The organism is Streptomyces sp. BK340 (genome assembly GCF_007827595.1).
Taxonomy (GTDB): Bacteria; Actinomycetota; Actinomycetes; order Streptomycetales; family Streptomycetaceae; genus Streptomyces.
The window spans coordinates 75,816-96,642 of record NZ_VISR01000030.1; the positions used below are offsets into that span (position 1 = coordinate 75,816).

Below are 20,827 nucleotides of genomic sequence, written 5' to 3' on the forward strand. Positions count from 1 at the left end.
CGGTTTCCCCGAATCCCCTTCCTGGTCACGTCCGGATCTGCTGGGATGGTCCCTCGAGGCACTATCTCGGGGGAGAACGGTTCGCGTGGCCGGTCAGGAGTTCGGGCATCACCTGGGGCTGCCCAGGGCTCTGTCGGGTCTGCCGCTGAGCCCCCTCGTACCCGGTTACGGCAGCCTGGCCGCGGCCCAGCACGCGGCGGGGTTACGTCATCTCGGCGAGGTCCTGGGCGCCTCCCCCGCGGGGTTGAGGGTCCTGGACGGGCTGTTCGTGCCCTCGGGGCCGTGGGGCCGGCGCCGGGTGGACGGGCCGTACCTGGACGGTCTCGCGCAGGGGCCGGGACCGGGCGCCCCGCTCGCCCCACGGCTGGCCGAGCTGCACCGGCGCGATCCGCAGGCCCTGCGCCGGGTCGTCCTCTACCAGCTGATAGGTCTGCTGCAGGACCATCCGGCGTCCCGACGCCCGCGGATCGCCGCCGAGCTGGGAGTGCACGCCGACGAGATCGAAGGGCTGGTGGCGGCCGCCCGGCTGCGCCCCGCCCTCGACCGGCGCCAGCGCGATGCCGCCGAGTCGCTCGCCGACGCCCTGGAACGACGGAAGCTGCACCGGCTGCGGGGCCTGCTCGACCGGCTGCCCACCGGCGGCGGTGACCCGGCGCTGGCCGCGCTGCGATCGGAAGTGGCCGAGCGGACGGGTCTGGTCGAGGACCTGTTGCGGACCGCCCGGCGGGCCGAGGAGCAGGGCGACCGGGACGGCGCCGGCGGCGCGTACCTGCAGGCGCTGTGCGGGGCGGCCGACGACCGGCGCGCCCTGCGCGGTCTGGTCCGCCTGCACCGGCCCGAATCCGGACACCGCCCCCTGCTGCGCGCCGAACTGCGCCCGGACCACGTCGAGTTGAGCTGGCAGGACCGGCACGACGTCCCCGGCGAGTGGCGGCTGCTGCGGCTGTACCGCACGGCGCGGGGCAGACCCGCCGTACGGAGTGTGCCCGGCGCGGACCCGACGGCGGCCGGGACCGCACGGGACAAGGAGGCACCACTGGGATCCGGGGTGCGGTACGCGGCCCTGCCGTTGCGGGACGGCCGGGTGGCGGGCCCGCCACTGGTGTCGCGCCGGCTGCTGGTCGCCCCGGAGGTGGGCCGCCCGGTACTGACGGACGGCCCGGGCCGCATCCACTGCACCTGGCAGCGGCCGGCGGGCGCGAGCGACATCACGATCGAGCACACGGGTCCGGACGAGGCTGTCAGCCGGCCCGACCCGCGGTCCGCGGCCGGCAGCGACGTCACCGCCGAGCCCACGCGTGCGGACGAGGCCGCCGCCCGCCGCACGCGGAGATCGACGGGCCCCACCGGCAGCACCGCCGGGCCCACGCTCCAGGACAGGACCCCCCTCCGCCCCGCCCGGCGCCCGGCGGACGCGCCCGCTCCGGACGAGACCGTCAGCCGGCCCGAACCGCGGTCCACGGCCGGCAGCGACGTCACCGCCGAGCCCACGGGGCCGGACGCTGGCGTCGTCCGGCTCGTTCAGCGGCCCGACGGGTTCACGGCCACCGGGCTGGCGGCCGGCCCGCACTCCTTCCGGATCGTCTGCCGGTACCGGGCGCCCGACGGCAGCCTGGTCGCCTCCCCGGGCCTGCGGGTGACCGGGACCGTCCATCCCTGGCCGGAGCCCGTGCGCAGCCTCGACGCGCGGGCCGACGGCGGGGCCGTGCGGTTCGAGTGGAGCGGTGCAGAAGGTGCCGAGGTGCGGCTGGTGGTGTGGCCCGGGCCGGCACCGGCGCCGGGCACCGAGTTGCGTGCGCAGGAACTGCCGGACGCGCTGGACTGGCCCGAGAAGGCGGGCGCCCCGTGCCCTCCGCCGGGCACGTACGCCGAGGTCGCCGCCGTCGCCGTACTCGGTGCGCGGGCGGTGGCCGGACCGGCCGTCGGCGTGGAGGCCGTGCGCGCCGTGCCGGGGCTCACCGTCGAACGGCTGCCGGACGGGCAGGCGCGGATCACTCTGGAGTGGCCCGAGGGCGTCGGGCACCTCGTGGTCGGCTGGACGGCTCTGGACGGAGCAGGGAGCGGCGGGGAGCGGATCCTGACCGCGCACGCCTACCGGCGCGGCGGGCTGCGGCTGCCCGTCGGCGCGGGGGCCGTGCGGATCCGGGCGGTGACCGTGCCCCGGGTGCCGGGCGCGGTCGTGGTGGTGCCGGACGCGGCCGAAGCACTACTGCCGTCCGACGCCGCCATCAGGTACCAACTGGTGCGCGCACAACGGCGGTTCCTGGGCCGGGGCGGCCGCACCCTGCTCCGGGTCACCCTGGCCGCGCCGGGCGCGCCCGGGGACGTACCGGAGTTCGTGTGCGTCGCCCGCAGCGGCACCCTGCGTCCGCGCAGCGCCGCCGACGGCACGACGGTCCTGCGGATACCCGGGCCCGACCTGGCTCGGCAGGGGACCGTCGAACAGGAGCTGCCGGCCTCCCCCTGCCCGGCCCCCTACACCCTGCGCGGCTTCCTGCTCGGGGAGCACGCGGCCTCGGTACGCCTCGAAGAACCCTCTCTCGCCAGCCTGGTGGTGCGCTGAGCCATGACGACCGTGATCTGCCCCTACTGCTTCGCCCGCGCGTCGGCGGCCAAGCTGCCGTACCGCTGTCTGATGACCCCGAGCGGGGTGCGCGGTGGTGCGCCGTGCGGGCCCGAGAGCGATGACGCCTGGGCCGGGTTCATGGGCCCCGGCGTGCCTCCGGCGGCCCGGATGCGCGGGCCCCTGTTCACCCCGGCGCGCAAGGTCGCCGGGCTCGGCGGCGGGGGCAGCAGCGTGCCCTGCCCGCAGTGCGGCGTGCCCACACCGGTGCGGGTGTGCGGGTCCTGCCACAGCGATCTGCCGAGCGACTACTGCGACCAGGACAGCCGGATCATCGCGCTGGTCGGCGCGAAGGCCTCCGGCAAGAGCACCTATGTGTCCGTACTGGTCAACGAGTTGAACCACCGGGTGGGGCAGGCCTATCACGCCTCGCTCGCGGCGATGGGGCAGAGCACACAGACGCGGGACAGGGAGATGGCCGAGGACCTGTACGAGCGGCTGCGGCTGCCGGACGCCACCCGGCCGGCCGCGCTCGGCTTCAACGACCCGCTGCTGTACCGGCTGAGCCTGCCCCGCAGGAGCCTGCTCGGCGGCACCGGAACCCGGCACACCACGCTGGTGTTCTTCGACGCGGCCGGTGAGGACCTCGCGGGCACCGAGGCGATGGACCGCTACACCCGCTACCTCGGTGCCGCCGACGGGATCATCCTGCTCGTCGACCCGCTCCAGCTCGGCTCGGTGCGCGACCGGTTGCCGGTGCACGAGGGTCCGCCGCTGCCGGTGGTGGAGACCCCGCCGCAGCAGATCGCCGCGGACCTGGCGGCCCAGCTGCGGGCCCACGGCAAGGGGAGTTCACGGGGACGGGTGTCCACGCCGATCGCGGTGGCCGTCACCAAGGCCGACATGCTCAGACCCCTGCTGGACCCGCACTCCCCGCTGCTGCGCAACGCCCCGCACAGCGCGGGCACCTACGACGGCGAGGACCGGCTGGCCGTGCACGAGGAACTCCGCTCCCTGCTGACCGACTGGGACTCCGGCGCGCTGCTGCGGCAACTGGAGCTCGACTTCGGCGAGTTGTCGCTGTTCGGGCTGTCCGCGCTGGGAGCGCCGCCGCCCGCGGACGCCCCGGCGGACGTACCCAAGTCGGGTCCGCAGCCGGTGCGGGTGGAGGATCCGCTGCTGTGGCTGCTGTCCCGGCGCGGACTGCTGCCCGCGCGGGCCGCGGGGAAGGGGCGTGCCAGGTGAGCCTCGCCCAGCTGCACTACACCTCGGCGCCGCCCGGTCCGGACGGGTCCGGCTTCCGGTTCACCGCGGTCAGCCCCGGCGTGCCGCAGACGCTGCTGCGGGAGGCGGAACAGCTCATCGGGTACGAACCGCCGCGCGATCTGCCCGCCCGCCCGGACGCCGAGCAGCTGAAGAGCTTCCCGAAGGCGTTCAGCTGCAGCGAGCTGTCCGACGGCGGAAGGCTGTTGAGCCGGTCGGTGTACACCGGAGCGGACTACAGCGGGCGGTGGGGCAACTTCCATGCCCATGCGCTGCATCTGCCGCCCGGTGTACGGCTGCCGGACGGGGCGCTGCCCATCACGGCCTGGGAGTCGCCGCGCTGGGCCGACGCCACTCCCCCGGAGGGGCGGCCGGTGCCGGTGGACCGGTTCGAGCCGTCGGGTCTGCTGCGCCGGGACGGGCTGGTCGCCTTCGCCCGGTCCCGCGGGGACCGGCTCGCCGCGTTCTTCGCGGACCTGCGCGCCCTGACCGAGGAGACGGACACCCGGCAGATCGTCCTCGTGGAGCACGACAGCGCCGACGTCGCCCAGTGGATCGCGCTGGCCTGCACCGTCCTGCCGCGCGAGCGGGCGCACCGGCTCACCTTCACCACGTACACACGCCGACCGCAGCAGGCCCGCCAGCAGATCGTCGGGGCGCTGCCGTCCTCCGAGCCGGTCGGCCACGACCACCGGTTCCGGGTGCACGACTGCACCGCCGGGGCGGACGGGGAGCCACTCCAGGACCCCTGGGCCGAGGTGTGCGCGCGGGTCTGGGCGGCCGGCCGGCCCGAGCTGTTCCGCGACAGCTCGGGCGAGCTGGGCCCGCTCGCGGTGGCCGCGCTCGTCCAGGGCATCGGGCTGCGCGGTGACGCGCGTGCGGCGGCGGCCCGTTGGGCGGCGGACCACGCGTTCACACTGCCCCCGGAGACGCTGCCCGCATTGATCGCGGCCCTGGCCGGCAGGAACGCCGAGGACCCGGGCGGACAGGGGACGCGGTACAGCCCCACCGGTACCCCCCTGGACGACGAACCGGCCGCGCTGACGGCCCTGGCGGTCCGGCTGGACGGCCAGGTGCCCACTGCCGTGTCGGCGCCGCTCGCCGCCCGGGTGCTGGCCACCGCGGTGCTCGGCAGGGGCCCGGTGCCCCCGCTGGTCGCGGGCTCGCTGACCCCCGCGCTCCGCGCCGAGCTGGCCCGGGACCTGGCCCCGGCCCTGCGGCAGGGCATCGCCGACCCGGCCGAACCGGCCGCCGGCCGGCCCCTCGCCCTGCTGCGCGTCGCCGACCTGCTCGACGTGGACTGCACGGAGGCGCTCCCGGAGTTCGCGGGGCGCATCGCCCGGGACCTGGTGAACGAACGGACCGGGGAGCCGACGGCCGGGGAACCCGGGGCCGAGGAACCAGCGGTCGAGGGGCGGGCGGCTGAGGGCCAGGCGGTCGTGAAACCGACGGCCGAGGAGTCGCCCCGCGACGGTCAGGGCGTTCCCCCCGCCCTCCTCGACGCCGTGCACGGTCACCCCGCGCTGCGCACCGCCCTGTTCGGCGCGCTGGACGCGCTCGCCGCCGCCGATCCCCCGGGGGCCGCGGACCGGTTGGCCGGGTCCGGACTGCCCGTCTCGCTCGACTCCGGGTTTCCGCACCTGCGGATGTGCGTCCAGGCCGACGGGGCACGGCGGGCGGGCGGCGACCGGCGGCGCCGGTTCCACGAGGTGCTGCGCACCGCCGGGGTCTCGCCGCACGCCGAACCGGCCGTCCTGCGCACCGCGTTCCTCCTGATGTGGCCGGACGGCCTGCCCACCGGGGAGGAGGCGAGCCTGCTGCTGAGCGAGCTGGGCTCGGACGCGCACCGGCTGGCCGGCACCCGGGACCTGCTGGTCCGGGCCGCCCTCGCCGCCCCGGCCGACGACCCCGCCGTACCGGTCCTCGCCGCCGACCTGCTGCGTTGCTTCACCACGGAGCTGCGGCCCGCGCACCGGGCACCGCTGCTCCTGCTGGAGTACGCGGGGCTGCTCGACGCCGACCAGGACGTCGAGGGCTGGGTGGAACAGGTGCGGCGGCTGCGGGACGGAGCGGCCGGGCCCGCCCCCGAGCCGGTGACGCAGCGGGTGTACGACGCCGTCGCCCGGCGGCTGCTGGCCGTCCCGGCACCGGGGAGCGAGGCCTGTGCCGGGCCCCGCCCCACGGCGTCCGAGAGCGAGTTGTACGCGCTGGCCCGTTCGGGCGATCCGGGACTGCTGGCCGCGTACGAGCGGGTGGCACGCGGCGACCGGGTGGGCGAGCGGCTGCGCACCGTGCCGTCGTACGTGGCCGCCTGCTTCGGCGACTGGAGCGCGTACCCGCAGACGCATCCGGCGTGGGAGGCGGTGCGCACGACCCTGCTGGCCAAGGTGCTGCGGCCCGTCGTGCGAGCGCTGCCCGACGAGGACCGGGGCGCGGTCGAGGAGGCGCTGCGCCGCACCGGCCGGGGCCGGCTGGACGCCTACCACGCCTGGAACCGCCCCGGTGCCCTGGGCCGGCTCGCGGGCCGGCTGACCGGGCGGGGGCGGCGCGAGGAGCGGCAGGCGACCTGGAACGGCGACGTGCGACCGCCGGGCGAGGAAGGCCGCCGGTGAAGGGGGGCGGGGACGGCGACGCCGAGGCGCTGGTGCTGGTGCTGGTGCTGCTGGCCCTGTTCGGCTGGGCCGGGGTCGTGGCCGTCGCGGTGTGCGTGTTCCGCACGCTGTGGGAATTCACCGGGCGCGGGGTGCAGGCCGTGTGGCAGGGGCTCGGGCCCTGGCAGGCGGGCCGCAGCGACCCGCGGCTCGCCCCGGTCGGGAGCGGTGAGCCCGCGCATCTGGCCTACTGGCGGCGGCAGTCGTGGGCGGACGCGGTGTCCGCGGGGCTCGCCGGGATGCGGGCCGTCCGGTCCGCCTTCACCGGTCCGTGGCTGAACCGGACCGTGCGGAACCTGTTCCGGGGACGCCGCCCCTCGGGTGTGCGCGCCAGGGCGCCGCTGTACCGGCTCCTGCTGGCCGTGCTGATCGCACCGGGCACCGCCGCGGGCGCGCTGGTCGGCGCCGCGCTGGCCACGCTGCTGCTCGGCGCGGTGCTGCTGCTGTTCGCGCTGCTGCTGGCCGTGGTGTGGCTGGGCTGGGCCGCGGGTGTGCCCGTGCTGCGCGGGGTGGAGCGCGGCCGGCTGCTGCTGCGCGGCATCCGCGTCAAGTGCCCGCACCCCGGCTGCTACGCACCGGTCCCGCTGGCGCTGCACCGCTGCCCCGACTGCCGTTCCCTGCATGCCGAGTTGCGGCCAGGCCGGTACGGGGTGCTGTGGCACGTGTGCCGGTGCGGGCACCGGCTGCCGGCCTCCCGGCTGCTGGGGCGCGGGAAGCTCACGGCGCTGTGTCCGCGCTGCGAGCAGTTCCTGCCCCCGGCGGCGGGCACCATGCGCGTGGTGCACACCCCGCTGGTCGGCGGCACCTCGTCGGGCAAGACGATGCTGATGGCCGCCATGGTCGAGGGGCTGCACTCGTGGTCCCGGCAGGGCGAACTGCGTGTCGAGTACGCCACCGTCGACGACCAGCGCACCCAGACCGGCCTCAACCAGGAGCTGAACCGGACCGGTTGGGCCCACGCCACCACCGGCGGCCAGCCGCGCGCCATGATGCTGACCGTGGCCCGGGGCCGCCGGCGCCGCCTGCTGTACCTGTACGACCCGATGGGCGAGCAGGTGAGCGACGCCGAACGGGTGCGTGCCCAGCAGTACCTGGCGCACGCGGACGGACTGGTCCTGGTCGCCGACGTACTGGCCGACCCCAGGGTCCGCGGCCGGCTCGGCCCCGCGGACACCGAGCGGACGGACCGTGCGCGGCCGTCGGCGCAGGGCCCCTGGGAGACGTACCAGCGGCTCACCGGGGAACTGGCGGCGCTCACCGGCCGTCGGTCCCGGATGTCCGTGGCCACCGTGGTCACCAAGCGGGACGTGCTGGACCGGCTGACCTCGCTTCCGGCGCCCGGCCCGCGCATCGACGACTGGCTCGCCGATGTCGGTCTCGGCGCGCTGGTCCGCGCCCTCGGTCATGACTTCGGGGCGGCCCGCTACTGGGCGGTCAGCGCCCACGCGGCCACCGGCACCGGGCCGCTGGAGAGCGAGCAGCGCCGGGCCGCCGAGCCGGTGCTGTGGCTGCTCGCGGCCTCGGGGCTGCGCACCGGAGCGCTCACCGGCTCCGGCGGCAGCGGCGGCCGGCCGTCCCGGCAGCGGCGGCGGCGGCCGGACGACGCCGAGGCGGGAAGGTACAGCCCGGCATGAACCAGGTCACCCCTTCCGTCTCCCGGGCCCGGCGGGCGCTGGCGGGCCTGTTCGTCACCGCCCTGGTGCTTGCGGTGGCCGCGCTCGCCTACGGCGTACGGCTGCTGCCCACCTGACCGAACCGAACTCCCCTTCACCTGAAAGGAATCACGGCGTGAGCGACATTCCCGGCGGGCCCATGGCCAACCGGCCGGTCCACTTCATCTGGGTGCTCGACTGCTCGTACTCGATGCAGGGCGAGAAGATCGCACGGCTCAACTACGCGATCAGAGAGGCCATCCCGGAGATGCGGTCGGTGGCCCACGACAATCCGGCGGCCCAACTGCTGCTGCGCACCGTCACCTTCTCCACCACCGCCCAGTGGCACCACCAGAACCCGATCCCGGTCGACGACTTCACCTGGCAGGACGTACAGGTCGACGGCATGACCAACCTCGGTGAGGCGCTGCACCTGGTGGCGCGGGAGCTGCAGACCCCGCCGATGCCGCAGCGGGCGCTGAAGCCGGTGCTGGCACTGGTCTCGGACGGGGTGCCCACCGACGACTGGCGGGCGGGTCTGAAGGCCGTCGACGCGACTCCCTGGGGCCGCAAGGCGGTACGGGTCGCCGTCGCGGTCGGTGCGGACGCGGACCGCGGGGTGCTCCAGGAGTTCCTCGGCAACCCCGAGCTGCAGCCGCTGGACGCCAACAGCCCCAAGCAGCTGGCCGCCGCGATCCGGTGGGCGTCCACGGCGGCCGTGAAGGCGGCCTCCCAGCCGGTCCTGGGCGACGGCTCGGACAGGACCCTGACCATGGCCAAGCCGTACGCACCGCCGGTGCTGGACGACGACGATGACGATGACGACGACGTGTGGTGACGCTCGGGGTGCGACGGTGGGAGACGCTCGCGGACAGCGTCCAGGGGGTCAACAAGCGGCGCAACCAGGACTGGTACGAGTGCCGGGGCACCGGATCAGGTGAGGATCCGCTGGTCCTCGCCGTGGCCGACGGACACGGCTCGGCGGTGCACGCCCGCAGCGAGCTGGGCGCGCGGTTCGCCGTGGACCGGTTCGTGGGTCTCGCCGCCCGCTTCGGCCGGGCCGCGCTCGACTACCACGAGCCGGGGCGGCTGGCCCGGCTCATGACGTACGCCCGGGACGACTTCCCGCGCGCCCTGGTGCACGAGTGGCGGCAGGCGGCCCTCGGGCACTGGGACCGCAACCGTCCGGTCGTCGAGGAGGCGTCCCGGGAGCCGGGTCCGGAGGAGAAGCTGGTGCTGTACGGCACGACGCTGATCGGTGCCGTGCTCACGCCCTGGCTGTTCGTCGCCTGGCAGCTCGGTGACGGGGACCTCGCGGTGGTGGAGCACGACGGCACGCTGAGCCGGCCGCTCGCGCCCGCCGAGGAGGACCTGGGCGACGAGACGGAGTCGCTGTGCGGGCGTGAGGCCTGGCGGTCGGTGCGGATGCACTGGGCACCGGTGTTCGAGGAGGCGCGCGCCCCGCGGTTGGTGGTGCTCTCCACGGACGGGCTGTCGAAGAGCTTCGCGTCGGCCGACGGGTACCGCGAGTTCGTCGCGGGCCTGGCCGGCCGGCTGGCCGCGGAGGGCGGTACGGGGGTGCGGAAGGTGCTGCCCGAGTGGCTGGCACAGGCCGCGCGCTACTCGGGTGACGACACGACGCTGGCGGCGGCGCTGCGCTCGGCGCAGGGCGCCGGCGTGGACGAGGCCGAGCGGGCCGCGGACGCGGGTGGTGCGGTGGACACGGAAGAACGGAAGACGGAGACGTAGATGAGCGGCATGCTCGATGGCGGGACGCGCCTCGCGGCGGAGAACGGTGACGGGGTCGAGATCGTCGACTTCCTCGGCGCGGGCGGCCAGGGCGAGGTGTACCGGGTACGCACTCCGGACGGGGAGCGGGCGCTGAAGTGGTACTACCCGAACTGCGCCACCGACGAACAGCAGGCGGTCGTGAGGGAGTTGGTCGACCGGGACTTCGCCGACGACCGGTTCCTGTGGCCGGAGGCGTACGTGCCCGCGCACCGTGGCTCGTTCGGCTATCTGATGGGGCTGCGCCCGGACCGCTACAAGGGTCTTCCGGCGCTGTTCCGGCGGCAGTTGCGCACCAGCCCGCGTGCGCTGCTGACGGCCTGCCTGTACACGGTGGAGGCCTACCAGGCGCTGCACTCGCGGGGCATCGCCTACCGGGACATCTCCTGGGGCAACATCTTCTTCGATCCGGCAACCGGTGACGTGCTGGTCTGCGACAACGACAACGCGGTGGTGGAGGGGGACGCCAGCGGCATCTCGGGGACCATGGAATTCATGGCGCCGGAGCTGGTGCGCGGCGACCCGGGGGCGCGCCCCGGCACCCAGTCCGATCTGCACTCGCTCGCCGTACTGCTGTTCATGTTCCTGATGAACCATCATCCACTCAAGGGCAGACGGGAGTTGGGCATTCGCTGCCTGGACGAGGCGGCCGAGCGCAAGCTGTACGGCAGGAGCCCGCTGTTCGTGTTCGACCCGGCGGACGACTCCAACGCGCCGGACCCGATGGAACATACGACCGTGCTGGCCACCTGGGACGCGGCGGCGGGGACGCTGCAGGAGCTGTTCCGGCGGTCCTTCACGGTCGGGCTGCGCGACCCGGCGGCGCGGGTGCGGGAGACCGAGTGGCGCAACGCGCTGCGCGCGGTGCTGGACTCGGTGGTCGAGTGCGCCTCCTGCGGGCGGCAGAACATGACCGAGCCGGGCGAGAATCCGCCACCCCGGCCCTGTTGGGGCTGTGGGGCGCTGCTGGTGCTCCCGCCGCGGCTGACGGTGACCACTCCCCCGCCCCGCACCGAGCACCACGTCCGGCTGCGCCGGGGTGCCCGGGTGCAGGAGCATCATCTGCTGCCCGAGCCGGCGCGGCACGACTGCTCGGATGCCGCGCTGGTCGCGGAGCTGGTCGAACACCCCAAGAAGCCGGGCCGGTTCGGCATCGCGAACCGGTCGCGGCAGACCTGGACGGGCACCCGCTCCGACGGCACCGCGCAGAAGGTCGAGCCCGGTCAGACCGTGCCGCTCAGGGCGGGCCTGGAACTGGACCTCGGTGACGGGGTACGGGCGGTGGTGCGGGCCGAGTGAGGTGTGGACGGGACCCCGTGACGGCGGCGGGGTCCCGTCCGCTCACAGGCCCATGACATGCATGAGCTGCTGGGTGAACGTGAGGCTGCCGGTGCCGGCGGCGGCGCCGATGCTGATGGCCTCCAGTGCGGAGCGGATGCGGCCGCGGTTCGGCGGACCGCCGTCCCCGACGGACTCCATCATCGCGCCCCGGATGGTCTCTCCGTGCCGCACGAGGCCCGGGTACTCGGCGTGCAGTTGCTCGAGCAGTCCGTCCGAGAGCCGGACCAGGGCCTCCGAGGCCGGCGCGTACGGGTTGATCTCGATACGGCCGTGATCGCCGATGTTGGCGGGACCGTTGATGTTCCCGAAGTTGTATGTGCTCATCGTCCTGTCCTGACTCCTGCTTCGTGAGGGCCGGCGGGGCTGGGGTTATGACGTGGGCGGGCCGGCGCCGGCGGGTCCCGGTCCGCCCTGGGGTCCCGGTCCGCCGTGCGGCCCGGGACCCTGCTGACCGCCCATGGCGATCGTGCCGTTGTTGCCGAAGATGCTGGGACCGCTGACGTTACCGATGTTGTAGGTCTGTGTGCTGATGACCTGTAATGCCTTGTCGTACGAGCTGGTGTCGACATGGTGGTCCCGGAGGAAGCGCTCCGTGGCGACGAGGACGCCCTGCTGGAGCCGGAACAGGAAGTCCTGCGCGTCGGTCCGCTCGGTGTAGCCGGCCTCGTCCCAGGCGCCCAGGTCCTCGCGCAGGCTGCCCCTGGCTCCGTAGTCGTGGCGGACGTACTGCCTGGTGATCGCCTTGCGCTGCCTGGTCAGCCATCGGTCCTGGTCACGCCGCCAGCGGCGGTGCGCGGTCAACCGGCCCAGGGCTGCGCGCAGTTGCGGGCCGGTGTGGGAGGTGGCGTACCTGACGAGATCCCACCAGCGCTCGCGAGGAGCCACCGGAAGGCGGTCCACGCGGTGGAAGCGGCCGTCCAGCGGGGGTATCGCGTAGGCGGCGACCTCCCAGGTCAGGCTGGGCGGCTGCAGGATCGCCCGCAGGTACATGGAGACGATCATCCGGCCGCCCTCGCCGATGCGTTCCAGGCAGAGGTGGGTGCGCATGCCCGCGCCGGGGCTCTGCAGCCCCGCCTGCACCAGCTGCTTGGGTATCCGGGCGCGGGGTCTGCGGGTGCTGTCGGGGACCAGTTCGGGCAGGTAGCAGGCGTTGCTCCCGATGACGTAGAGCCGGTTCTGCGCCCGCAGGTCCGGCAGCCCGGAGATGGTCTCCAGGTGACGGGCCACGTAGGTGTGCAGGTCGACGGCGTCGAAGGGCAGCAGCGGGAGCTTGCCGCCGGCGGGGTCGTCGGCGGGTGTGCTGACGTCGATGGGCTGCCAGACCAGCTCCTTGATCTTCTCGCCGCTGCCGACGAACGGCTTGGTCTGGGCGGACGCGTCCGTGTACGGCAGGACGTTGGCGCGTTTCAGCTCGTTCAGCCAGTCCTCCGCCGCGGCCTCCACGGGCGGCGCCGTCCGTTCGGGCTTCTCGGCGGAGTGGAACACCTCGCGTGCCGTGTCACGTCCCACGGACTCCTTGTGGTGGACCAGGGTCCAGGCGATCACGTACGCACCGAGAGGGCCGAAAATCGCCACCCATCCGAGCGATCCGTGCCCGTTGACCAGAGCCCACACTCCCGCCAGAACGGCGACCGGCACGAGGACCGCGAGACACGCGAGGCGGCGGTCGAGGGCGGCTCGGCGGCGGGTGGCCACGCGTGCGTGCCGGGCGAGGGCGACGAAGTTGATGCCGAGGCTCAGCCCCAGGGCGTCCAGCCGGTCCCCGGTGAGCGCCCGGTCCACGTACAGGGCGAAGTCGTCGTCGAGGTGCACCGAGGCGCACAGGCGCCGGGTCACCGAGTCCTTCCGGTACTGCGGCAGCGTGGGTAATGGTCTTCCCGACACCCTCATCCGCCCCCCCTCGGCCGTTCCGCGCGCTTCACCCTAGGGACAACCCGTGGGGTTTGTCGCGGGGTTCCGGGGAGCCGGGCCGCCGCGGTCCGGCGCTCCCCTGTGACGTCGGACCGCGGTCGGCTCTTGGTTCTGCGTCGTCTGGGCCGGATGTGTCACCGGCAAGGAGAATCCAGCGCACCGGAGGGGTGTTTATCAGCCAACCCTCGCTCTCCGCCGAGCAGTTGCCGCGCCGGTCCGGTCAGTCGAAGCGGAGGCCTCCCGTGCGGGTGCGCTTGAGTTCGAAGAAGTCGGGGTGACGGGCCAGCACCCGGAAGCTGTCGAAGAGTTCGGCCGCTTCGGCGCCGCGCGGAACGGCGCGCAGGACGGGGCCGAACCACACCGTGCCGTCGACGTGGATCGTGGGCGTGCCCACGTAGGCACCCGAGTCCGCTTCGGCGCCCGCCTCATGGCTGCGGCGCACGGCGTCGTCGTTGGACGGGTCGTGCGCGGCGGCCGACAGGTCCGTGGGGAGGCCGAGTTCGGCCAGCGACTCGGTGATCACGGCGTCGAAGTCCTTGTTCCCCCGCTCGTGGATCCGGGTGCCGAACGCGGTGTACAGGTCGCGCAGCACCTTCTCGCCGTGCCGCTCGGCGGCGGCCACCGCGACCCGGACGGGCCCGATCGAACGGTCGACCAAGTCCCGGTACCAGTCCGGGAGTTCGTTGCCGATGTTGTGCAGATACAGGCTCATGGCGTGGAAACGGAGGTCGAGCGGCCGGGTGCGCTCGACCTCCAGCAGCCAGCGCGAGGTGATCCAGGCGAAGGGGCAGGCGGGGTCGAAGTAGAAGTCGACACGGGTCGGGTCGGGGTTCGTCGTACGGCTGTTCTCGCTGCGCGTCATGGGGTCGACGCTAGTCGGCCAATGGCGCAGAATCCCGACCCAATCCGATCCGCTTTCAGTGGTCCATTTTCCACTCCCCCGGTGCGGTGATCTCGATCTCCCGCAGCCGGTCCGGCTCGGCCACGACCTCGACCCGGGTGATCCGGCCGTCGTCACCGAAGGTGAAGGCCAGGACCACCCGCGGCCGGCCGTACGGCGCCATGACGAGGCCGAACCGGCCGTCCAGCAGGGCGAGACCGGTGAACCGGGCGCGGGCCACGGCGGCCATGGCGCCCCGGGCGACCGGCTCGGCGCCGTGGACCGTGATCGGTTCGGGCGTGGGGACGACCCGGGCGTCGGCGTGCAGCACCACGTCCGGGGCGAGCAGGGCGACCAGGGCCGCGAAGTCGCCGCCCCGGGTCGCGGCCAGGAAGGCCTCGACGGCCTCCCGGCGGCGGCTCGCGTCCGCGGTGGGCGCAGGGGTCCGGCCCCGGACCCGGCGGCGGGCCCGGCTGGCCAGCTGCCGGGTGGCGGCCGGGGTCTTCTCCAGCAGCGGGGCGATGTCGTCGAAGGGCACGGCGAACAGGTCGTGCAGGACGAAGGCGACCCGCTCGGCGGGGGCCAGGGCGTCCAGGACGACGAGCAGGGCGACACCGACCTCGTCGGCCAGCAGCGCCTCGCGGGCCGGGTCGCCCGCAGCACCGCCCTGGGCCGCGTCCGGATCCCGGTGGTCGAGGGGGTCCTCCCGGCGGTTGCGGCGCGTGCGCAGCTGGTTCAGGCACACCCGGGTCACCACGGTGGTCAGCCAGCCGGTGAGGTTCTCGACCTCGCCGAGGTCGGCCTGCTGCACGCGCAGCCAGGCGTCCTGCAGAGCGTCGTCCGCCTCGGCGGCCGAGCCGAGCAGCCGGTACGCCACGGCCGCGAGATGCGGCCGGTCCGCCTCGAACCGTGCCGCAAGCCGTGCGCTGTCCCCCGTGACGCCGTCCACCGTGGCCCCGCCCTTCCTTCGCGCCCGCGCGTCGCGAGCCCCAGGCACACGAAACGCCAACCCGGCCGGAAGATCAACCGCCTTCGCGGTCAGTGGCACACCGGCCGATCAGCTCACCGGCCGGCAGCTCACAAGCCGTCCGCCCGCTGCGCCTCTTCGGCCAGACGTGCCAGCTCCGCGACCGGCAGGGAGCCCGCCGGCCGGTGTTCCCGGGCGAACCGGTTGGCGAGGCGCTGCAGCAGTTCGTTCAGCGGGGTCGGTACGCCGTGCAGGCGGCCGAGAAGGACGATCTCGCCGTTGAGGTGGTCCGCCTCGATGGTGCCGGTGCCGCGGACGAGGGACTGCCAGGAGGAGCCGCCGCCGCGCGGGGCGCCGTCGAGCGGGACCAGGGTGACCTTGTCCCCGCGCGCCTCCTTCTGTTCCTCGGCGCTGGCGTACCCGATCCCGGCGGCGTCGAGCACGGCCTCCCCCTCGGCCCGCACGCTCGCGTACAGGGTCCTGGCCTGCTCGCTGTCGACGGGACCGCTGACGGCCTCCAGGGCGTTGCCGAGGTTGCCGAGCAGCTTGGCGTACTGCCAGCGGGCCACGTCCGGCACGACCGGCGCCTCGAGGCGGGCGGCCGCCAGGTCGGCGGCGATGCGCCGGGCGGTGTCGTCGGTGCCGTGCGGATACCGGCCCAGGTGCAGGATGCCGGTGAGCGGGGTGCCGGCGGCCGAGACGACTCCGGGTTCCACGAAGGTCGAGGGCAGCCAGACGCAGACGCCGTACACGTGCCGGAAGCGGCGCAGCGCCAGGCGCGGGCTCTCCACACCGTTCTGCAGGCAGACCAGCGGCAGCTTCTCCGCCGCCGTCCCGCCGCCCGCGACCGGGGCCTCGCCCCAGGTCTCCAGGGCGGCCACGGTGTCCTGTGTCTTCACGGCCAGGACGAGGACGTCGTCGGTGCGCAGTTCACCGAGCTGGTCCGGTCCGTCGACGGCGGGCAGCCGGTATGTCGACTCGCCCTCCGGTACCCGCAGCCTCAGCCCCCGCCCGGCGAGTGCCGCCAGGTGCCGGCCGCGCGCGACGAGCACGACCTCACGTCCGGCCTGGGCCAGCCGCCCGCCGACGGTGCCGCCGACCGCCCCTGCCCCGATGATGACGTAGCGCATGGGGCAGAGCCTCGCACACCGGCCGACGCCCCCGGTCCGGGGCTCCCGTCACGCTTGCGGAGCGGTCAGCTCGACCAGCTTGAGCACGGTGTTCCAGTTGCGGCTGGTGGCGATCACGCCCTTGGTGATCCGCGGTCGGGACAGGGCCTCGCCGAGCTTGGAGCGGCCGAGGCCGTCCGGGGCGTACAGGTACAGGCACCGGTCGCCGAGGCGGAACTCCTCGGGGATATGGGCGGCGGGGTCGATCTCCGCGAAGCGCTCCGCGGTGACCGGTGCGGAGAAGTACGTGACGTGCAGCTGCCTGGCCTCCAGTTCGGCGGCCGGGAACGGGCAGGCCTCGGCCACCGCCCGCAGATAGGTGTGGTCGCGCACGATCACGTCGACCGGGAAGCCGAACCGCTCCTCGATCGCGCGGGCCAACTCGGCCGCCAGGGACTCCTCATCACCCCGGCCGGTGGTGAAGACGGCCTGCCCGCTCTGCAGATGGGTCCGTACGCCGTCGTGGCCGAGGCCGGTCAGGAGGGTGCGCAGATCGGCCATCGAGAGCTTCTTGCTGCCGCCGACGTTGATTCCGCGCAGCAGCGCCGCATAGGTCGTCATCCGGCCAGCCTAGAGCGGCCGCCGTGCCCCGTGGGGGTGGGCACGGCGGCCGTACCCGTGCGTACGCCGGGCTGCGCGAAACTCTGTCCGATCCGGAGGGTGCGGATCAACTCCTGAACACAGCTGTGACTTGTTCAACAACCTTTCGTAATCACAAAGTGGATCTCTGTCGGCGGATCGGACATCCCTGAGCCCCGCCCCCGAGAACCGGCCGCGACAACCCCGATAGATGTAAGGGGCCGTTGTCCTCCCCAGCGGTGACCCGGGCTCCCGGCACTTCACCGGGCAGCACGACGAGACGTCCTTGTCCGGCCCATACCGTCGAAGTCGAGCAAGTGAAGACGTGGCGGCAGGGGGCCGTCACCGCACACGAGGGGGACATCCCGTCATGGGGAACACGGACGTGCGCGTGCGGGGCCTGGCCGCCCGCGCCGGCGGCTGGAGCGCCCGGCACCGCTGGGCCGCCGTCGGCATATGGGTGTTGTTCGTCGTCCTGGCCATGGGACTCGGCTCGGCGGCAGGCCGGGTCGACGTGGACGAGAGCGACCAGCTCAAGGGCGAGACGCACACCGCCGCACGCATCATCGACGACGCGGGCATCAAGCAGCCGGCCGGGGAGACCGTGCTGATCCAGTCCGGGGACGGCGCCGTGAAGGCCACGAGCGGCGAGTTCCGGGCCGCCGTCACCGATGTCGTCAAGGCCGTCGGCGCCACCGGCAAGGTCATCGACGTGACGTCGCCGTACGACACCCGCACCATCTCCCGGGACGGCCGCAGTGCGCTGGTGCAGTTCGACATGCGCGGCGACGCGGACACCGCCGCCGACCGGGTCGAGCCGGTGCTGAAGGCCGTTGCCGGGGTCCAGAAGGAACACGGCTCGCTGCGGATCGAGGAGATCGGCGGCGCCAGTATGAAGAAGCAGTACGACGACGCGTTCGGCAACGACTTCCAGCAGGCCGAGTACTCGGCCGTGCCGGTGGCCCTCGGCATCCTGCTGATCGCCTTCGGCGCGCTGGTGGCCGCGCTGCTGCCGGTGGGGCTGGCGATCACCGCGATCATGGCGACGATGGGTCTGATGGGCCTGGTCAGCCATGTGCAGCCGATGAGCGACACCGCCAACTCCGTGATGCTGCTGGTCGGTATGGCCGTCGGTGTCGACTACTGCCTGTTCTACCTGCGCCGCGAGCGCGAGGAGCGGGACGCCGGGCGTGACCCGGGCACCGCGCTCAGGATCGCCGCCGCCACCAGTGGCCGCGCGGTCATCGTCTCCGGTGTCACGGTGTGCGTGGCCATGGCAGGCATGCTGTTCACCGGTCTCGCCACGTTCGAGGCGATGGGTCTGGCCTCGCTGATGGTGGTGGCCGTGGCCATGGTCGGCTCGGTGACGGTGCTCCCCGCGCTGCTGTCGCTGCTGGGCGAGCGGGTCGAGAAGGGCCGTATACCGTTCCTGGGCCGGCGCCGGCGCCGGCAGGGCGCGCCCGCGGAGAGCCGGTTCTGGACGGCCGTCCTGCGGGGCGTGCTCGCCAGGCCCCTGGTCTCCGTCGTCGTCGCGGCCGGCGCGCTGCTCGCGGTGGCCGCGCCCGCGCTGGGCATGAAGACCCAGCAGCTCACGCTGGACCAGGAGTTCGGCGACACGCTGCCGATCGTGCAGACCTACAACCGCATCAACGACGCGTTCCCGGGCGGCTCCGAGCCCGCCCAGGTGGTCGTCAGGGCCAAGGACATCAACGCGCCCGAGGTGCGGCGGGCGCTGGCCGACTTCAAGCAGCAGGCGATCTCCTCGGGCGCCTCGCGCGGTCCGGTCGACGTCAACGTGCACGAGGCGCAGAACGTCGCCCTGGTCTCCGTGCCGCTGGTCGGCGGCTCCGACATGGACCAGGCGGTCAAGAGCCTCGACAGGCTGCGCGACGAGGTACGGCCCGCCACCCTCGGCAAGGTCGCCGGCGTCGAGGCGCCGGTCACCGGTCAGGTCGCGGGCAACAAGGACTTCAACGACCAGTTGCTCGGCTCGGTCGTCCCGGTCTTCGCGTTCGTGGTCGTCTTCGCCTTCCTGCTGATGCTGCTGTCGTTCCGCTCGCTGACCGTCGCGATCACGTCGATCGTGCTCAACCTGCTGTCGGTGGGCGCCGCCTACGGCATCCTCGTCGCCGTCTTCCAGCACGGCTGGGGTGCCTCGCTGGTGGGCGCGGAGGGCGTGGGCGCGGTCGTCACCTGGCTGCCGCTGTTCCTCTTCGTGATCCTGTTCGGCCTGTCCATGGACTACCACGTGTTCGTGGTCTCCCGGATCCGCGAGGCACGGATGCGCGGCCGTACGACGAAGGAGGCCATCCAGCACGGCGTGGTCACCACGGCCGGTGTCGTCACCAGCGCCGCGGTCATCATGGTCGCCGTGTTCGCCATCTTCGGCACGCTGTCCATGCAGTCCATGAAGCAGATGGGCGTGGGCCTGGCCGCCGCCGTCCTCATCGACGCGACGATCATCCGCGGCGTGCTGCTGCCGGCCGTGATGGCGCTGCTCGGCGAGCGCAACTGGTATCTGCCCAAGTGGCTGCACCGGCTGCCCGACCTCACCCACGACGAGTCGCCGGAGCCGGGCGCGACGGCCCCGGTGCGCGGTGAGGGCGAGCGACTGAGTGTCTGATCGCGCCCGTTGACACAGGGCCCGTTGGTTTCCGGGGGAACCAACGGGCCCTGGCACGCCGGCATCTTCCGGCGTCGCAACCCGACCGGGTCAGCTCCCGGCCGGTCGTCCACGGGGCACGCCCCGGCGACTGCGGCTACCTCTGCCGGCGCAGCTCGGCCTCGATCAGGCCGGCCGCCCGCCGGGTGCCGCCCTCCCCGGCCATGCCCGCCCGGATCTCCTTCAGACGCCGGGCCACCTCCGGGTCCCCGGACAGGGCGAGGGCGGCTTCGCGCAGGCGTTCGGCGGTGGCCTCCTCGGTGGCCAGGCGGCAGGCGACGCCGAGGGACCGGAGCATGTCGGCGTTGCCGAACTGGTCGACGGCCTGCGGTACGGCGATCATCGGCGTGGCCGTGGCGAGCCCCTCCTGGCTGCCGCCCGCACCGGCGTGCGTGACGAACAGGTCGGCCTGTCGCAGCACCGCCAACTGCGGGACCCAGCTGTGCACTTCGACGTTCGCGGGTACCTCGCCCAGCTCGGCGGGATCGATGTGCCGGCCGATCTGCAGGACCAGGTGCCAGCCGGGCAGGTCCGTGAAGGCGCGCACGCACTCGCGGTAGAAGCCGGGCTGCTTGGTGAAGGCCGAGCCGAGGGAGACCAGGGCCACCTTCTCGGCGCCGGCGGGCCGCTGCCAGTCGCCCTGGTCGGCACGGTCCCCCTGGCAGGCGCCGACGAAGGTGTGCACCCGCTCGTCGACCCGGTCGGCGTTCGGCTGGAGCACCTTCGGGATCAGGACCAGGGAGCGGGCGGGACGGCCGAGGAACGGGTCCGGGTGCTCGGTGATCCCGTTCTGCGCCAGCCAGGCCTCGAAGCGGGCGTAGTAGGCCTGCCCGCGCTCGGTCCGCTTCGGCTCCGCCCACATGGGCTCGGCGACCTCCTCCTCGTATCCCTCCCAGGCGACGAGGTTCGGCGAGAGGGAGATCGCGGGGACGCCCCAGCGGTGGGCCAGGACACGGGCCGGGTAGGAGGTGATGTCGTGCAGGACGAGGTCGGGCTCGTCACCCTCGTAGGCCCGGATCAGCTGGGGCAGCGCCTGGATCGCGTCCTCCAGGAAGGGCTCCACGTTGTCCAGCAGCGTGCTCCCCCAGGCTTCGGGATCGGCATCGGGCCCGGGCAGCGTGGAGGTGTACGGCACGGGCCGGGCCCCGGTCGCGGCCACCTTCTCCGCGAAGGCGGGCGGAATCGCGTACGTCACCCGGTGCCCCCGGGCGACGAGTTCACGGATCACCTCCAGGCTGGGGTTCACATGTCCGTGGGCGGCGATGGAGAACATGGCGATGTGGGCAGGTGCGTTCATGCCGCCGAGGCTAGACGAGACGAACCGTCTCGTTCAATCCAATTACGGCGGAGCGCATCCCGCCGGCCACGGTCCCGACGCCGGCCCGCCGTCCGACCTGTGCA

The 20,827-nt window shown here is 73.8% G+C and carries 15 protein-coding genes; 8 read left to right on the forward strand and 7 right to left on the reverse strand.

Features of this window, described 5'->3' with window-relative positions; genetic code table 11:
• The first annotated feature begins 85 nt into the window (after positions 1-85).
• The 7 genes from FB157_RS38080 to FB157_RS38110 all read left to right on the forward strand — a co-directional run bounded on the left by FB157_RS38080 (position 86) and on the right by FB157_RS38110 (position 11,216).
• Positions 86-2,563, forward strand: coding sequence for a hypothetical protein (locus FB157_RS38080; protein ID WP_145885300.1), 2,478 nt, complete (start codon positions 86-88; stop codon positions 2,561-2,563).
• Positions 2,564-2,566: 3 nt separating this feature from the next.
• Complete coding sequence (locus tag FB157_RS38085; protein WP_145885301.1) at positions 2,567-3,808, forward strand: TRAFAC clade GTPase domain-containing protein; 1,242 nt, start codon at positions 2,567-2,569, stop codon at positions 3,806-3,808.
• Positions 3,805-6,438, forward strand: a complete 2,634-nt coding sequence (locus FB157_RS38090) for a GTPase-associated protein 1-related protein (protein WP_145885302.1) — start codon at positions 3,805-3,807, stop codon at positions 6,436-6,438. Before FB157_RS38085 ends, FB157_RS38090 begins: the two co-directional genes overlap by 4 nt.
• Complete coding sequence (locus FB157_RS38095; protein ID WP_261386805.1) at positions 6,435-8,111, forward strand: TRAFAC clade GTPase domain-containing protein; 1,677 nt, start codon at positions 6,435-6,437, stop codon at positions 8,109-8,111. Before FB157_RS38090 ends, FB157_RS38095 begins: the two co-directional genes overlap by 4 nt.
• Positions 8,112-8,289: 178 nt before the next feature.
• Positions 8,290-8,967, forward strand: coding sequence for a tellurium resistance protein (locus tag FB157_RS38100; RefSeq protein ID WP_145885364.1), 678 nt, complete (start codon positions 8,290-8,292; stop codon positions 8,965-8,967).
• Positions 8,961-9,878: a protein phosphatase 2C domain-containing protein gene (locus tag FB157_RS38105; protein ID WP_145885303.1), complete on the forward strand. Its 918-nt coding sequence runs from the start codon at positions 8,961-8,963 to the stop codon at positions 9,876-9,878. Before FB157_RS38100 ends, FB157_RS38105 begins: the two co-directional genes overlap by 7 nt.
• Positions 9,879-11,216 (forward strand): protein kinase domain-containing protein, encoded by a 1,338-nt coding sequence (locus FB157_RS38110; protein WP_145885304.1) that lies wholly within the window; start codon positions 9,879-9,881, stop codon positions 11,214-11,216. It begins immediately after the preceding gene.
• A gap of 42 nt (positions 11,217-11,258) precedes the next feature.
• On the opposite strand, the gene FB157_RS38115 is transcribed toward FB157_RS38110, so the two are convergent.
• The 6 genes from FB157_RS38115 to FB157_RS38140 all read right to left on the reverse strand — a co-directional run bounded on the left by FB157_RS38115 (position 11,259) and on the right by FB157_RS38140 (position 16,746).
• Entirely contained in the window at positions 11,259-11,582 is a 324-nt protein-coding gene (locus FB157_RS38115; protein WP_145885305.1) for a hypothetical protein, read from the reverse strand.
• Positions 11,583-11,627: 45 nt separating this feature from the next.
• On the reverse strand, positions 11,628-13,148 hold the full coding sequence (locus FB157_RS38120) for a hypothetical protein (protein WP_145885306.1): 1,521 nt from the start codon (positions 13,146-13,148) through the stop codon (positions 11,628-11,630).
• 241 nt (positions 13,149-13,389) lie between these two features.
• A complete protein-coding gene (locus FB157_RS38125) occupies positions 13,390-14,031 on the reverse strand; it encodes a DsbA family protein (protein ID WP_145885307.1) in 642 nt (213 codons plus the stop codon).
• Positions 14,032-14,086: 55 nt separating this feature from the next.
• On the reverse strand, positions 14,087-14,998 hold the full coding sequence (locus FB157_RS38130) for a sigma-70 family RNA polymerase sigma factor (RefSeq protein WP_145885308.1): 912 nt from the start codon (positions 14,996-14,998) through the stop codon (positions 14,087-14,089).
• Positions 14,999-15,126: 128 nt separating this feature from the next.
• On the reverse strand, positions 15,127-16,146 hold the full coding sequence (locus tag FB157_RS38135; protein WP_145885309.1) for a ketopantoate reductase family protein: 1,020 nt from the start codon (positions 16,144-16,146) through the stop codon (positions 15,127-15,129).
• A gap of 48 nt (positions 16,147-16,194) precedes the next feature.
• Complete coding sequence (locus FB157_RS38140) at positions 16,195-16,746, reverse strand: DUF1697 domain-containing protein (protein ID WP_145885310.1); 552 nt, start codon at positions 16,744-16,746, stop codon at positions 16,195-16,197.
• A gap of 388 nt (positions 16,747-17,134) precedes the next feature.
• Between FB157_RS38140 and FB157_RS38145 the strand changes: the two genes are divergently transcribed.
• Positions 17,135-19,387 carry an MMPL family transporter gene (locus FB157_RS38145; RefSeq protein WP_145885311.1) on the forward strand — a complete coding sequence of 751 codons (2,253 nt, stop codon included), beginning with the start codon at positions 17,135-17,137 and terminating at the stop codon, positions 19,385-19,387.
• 136 nt (positions 19,388-19,523) lie between these two features.
• Here FB157_RS38145 and mgt read toward each other — a convergent pair whose 3' ends face one another.
• The gene (gene mgt / locus FB157_RS38150) at positions 19,524-20,723 is read right to left on the reverse strand and encodes a macrolide-inactivating glycosyltransferase (RefSeq protein WP_145885312.1); all 1,200 of its coding nucleotides are present in this window, start codon (positions 20,721-20,723) and stop codon (positions 19,524-19,526) included.
• Positions 20,724-20,827 lie beyond the last annotated feature (104 nt).

What these genes read in the sequence shown, in the direction of transcription:
- FB157_RS38085 (WP_145885301.1), top strand. Translation starts at nt 2,567, where the DNA reads ATGACGACCGTGATCTGCCCCTACTGCTTCGCCCGCGCGTCGGCGGCC.
- FB157_RS38100 (WP_145885364.1), top strand. Translation starts at nt 8,290, where the DNA reads ATGGCCAACCGGCCGGTCCACTTCATCTGGGTGCTCGACTGCTCGTAC.
- FB157_RS38110 (WP_145885304.1), top strand. Translation starts at nt 9,879, where the DNA reads ATGAGCGGCATGCTCGATGGCGGGACGCGCCTCGCGGCGGAGAACGGT.
- FB157_RS38115 (WP_145885305.1), bottom strand. Translation starts at nt 11,582, where the DNA reads ATGAGCACATACAACTTCGGGAACATCAACGGTCCCGCCAACATCGGC.
- FB157_RS38120 (WP_145885306.1), bottom strand. Translation starts at nt 13,148, where the DNA reads ATGAGGGTGTCGGGAAGACCATTACCCACGCTGCCGCAGTACCGGAAG.
- FB157_RS38125 (WP_145885307.1), bottom strand. Translation starts at nt 14,031, where the DNA reads ATGACGCGCAGCGAGAACAGCCGTACGACGAACCCCGACCCGACCCGT.
- FB157_RS38135 (WP_145885309.1), bottom strand. Translation starts at nt 16,146, where the DNA reads ATGCGCTACGTCATCATCGGGGCAGGGGCGGTCGGCGGCACCGTCGGC.
- FB157_RS38140 (WP_145885310.1), bottom strand. Translation starts at nt 16,746, where the DNA reads ATGACGACCTATGCGGCGCTGCTGCGCGGAATCAACGTCGGCGGCAGC.
- FB157_RS38145 (WP_145885311.1), top strand. Translation starts at nt 17,135, where the DNA reads ATGGGGAACACGGACGTGCGCGTGCGGGGCCTGGCCGCCCGCGCCGGC.
- mgt (WP_145885312.1), bottom strand. Translation starts at nt 20,723, where the DNA reads ATGAACGCACCTGCCCACATCGCCATGTTCTCCATCGCCGCCCACGGA.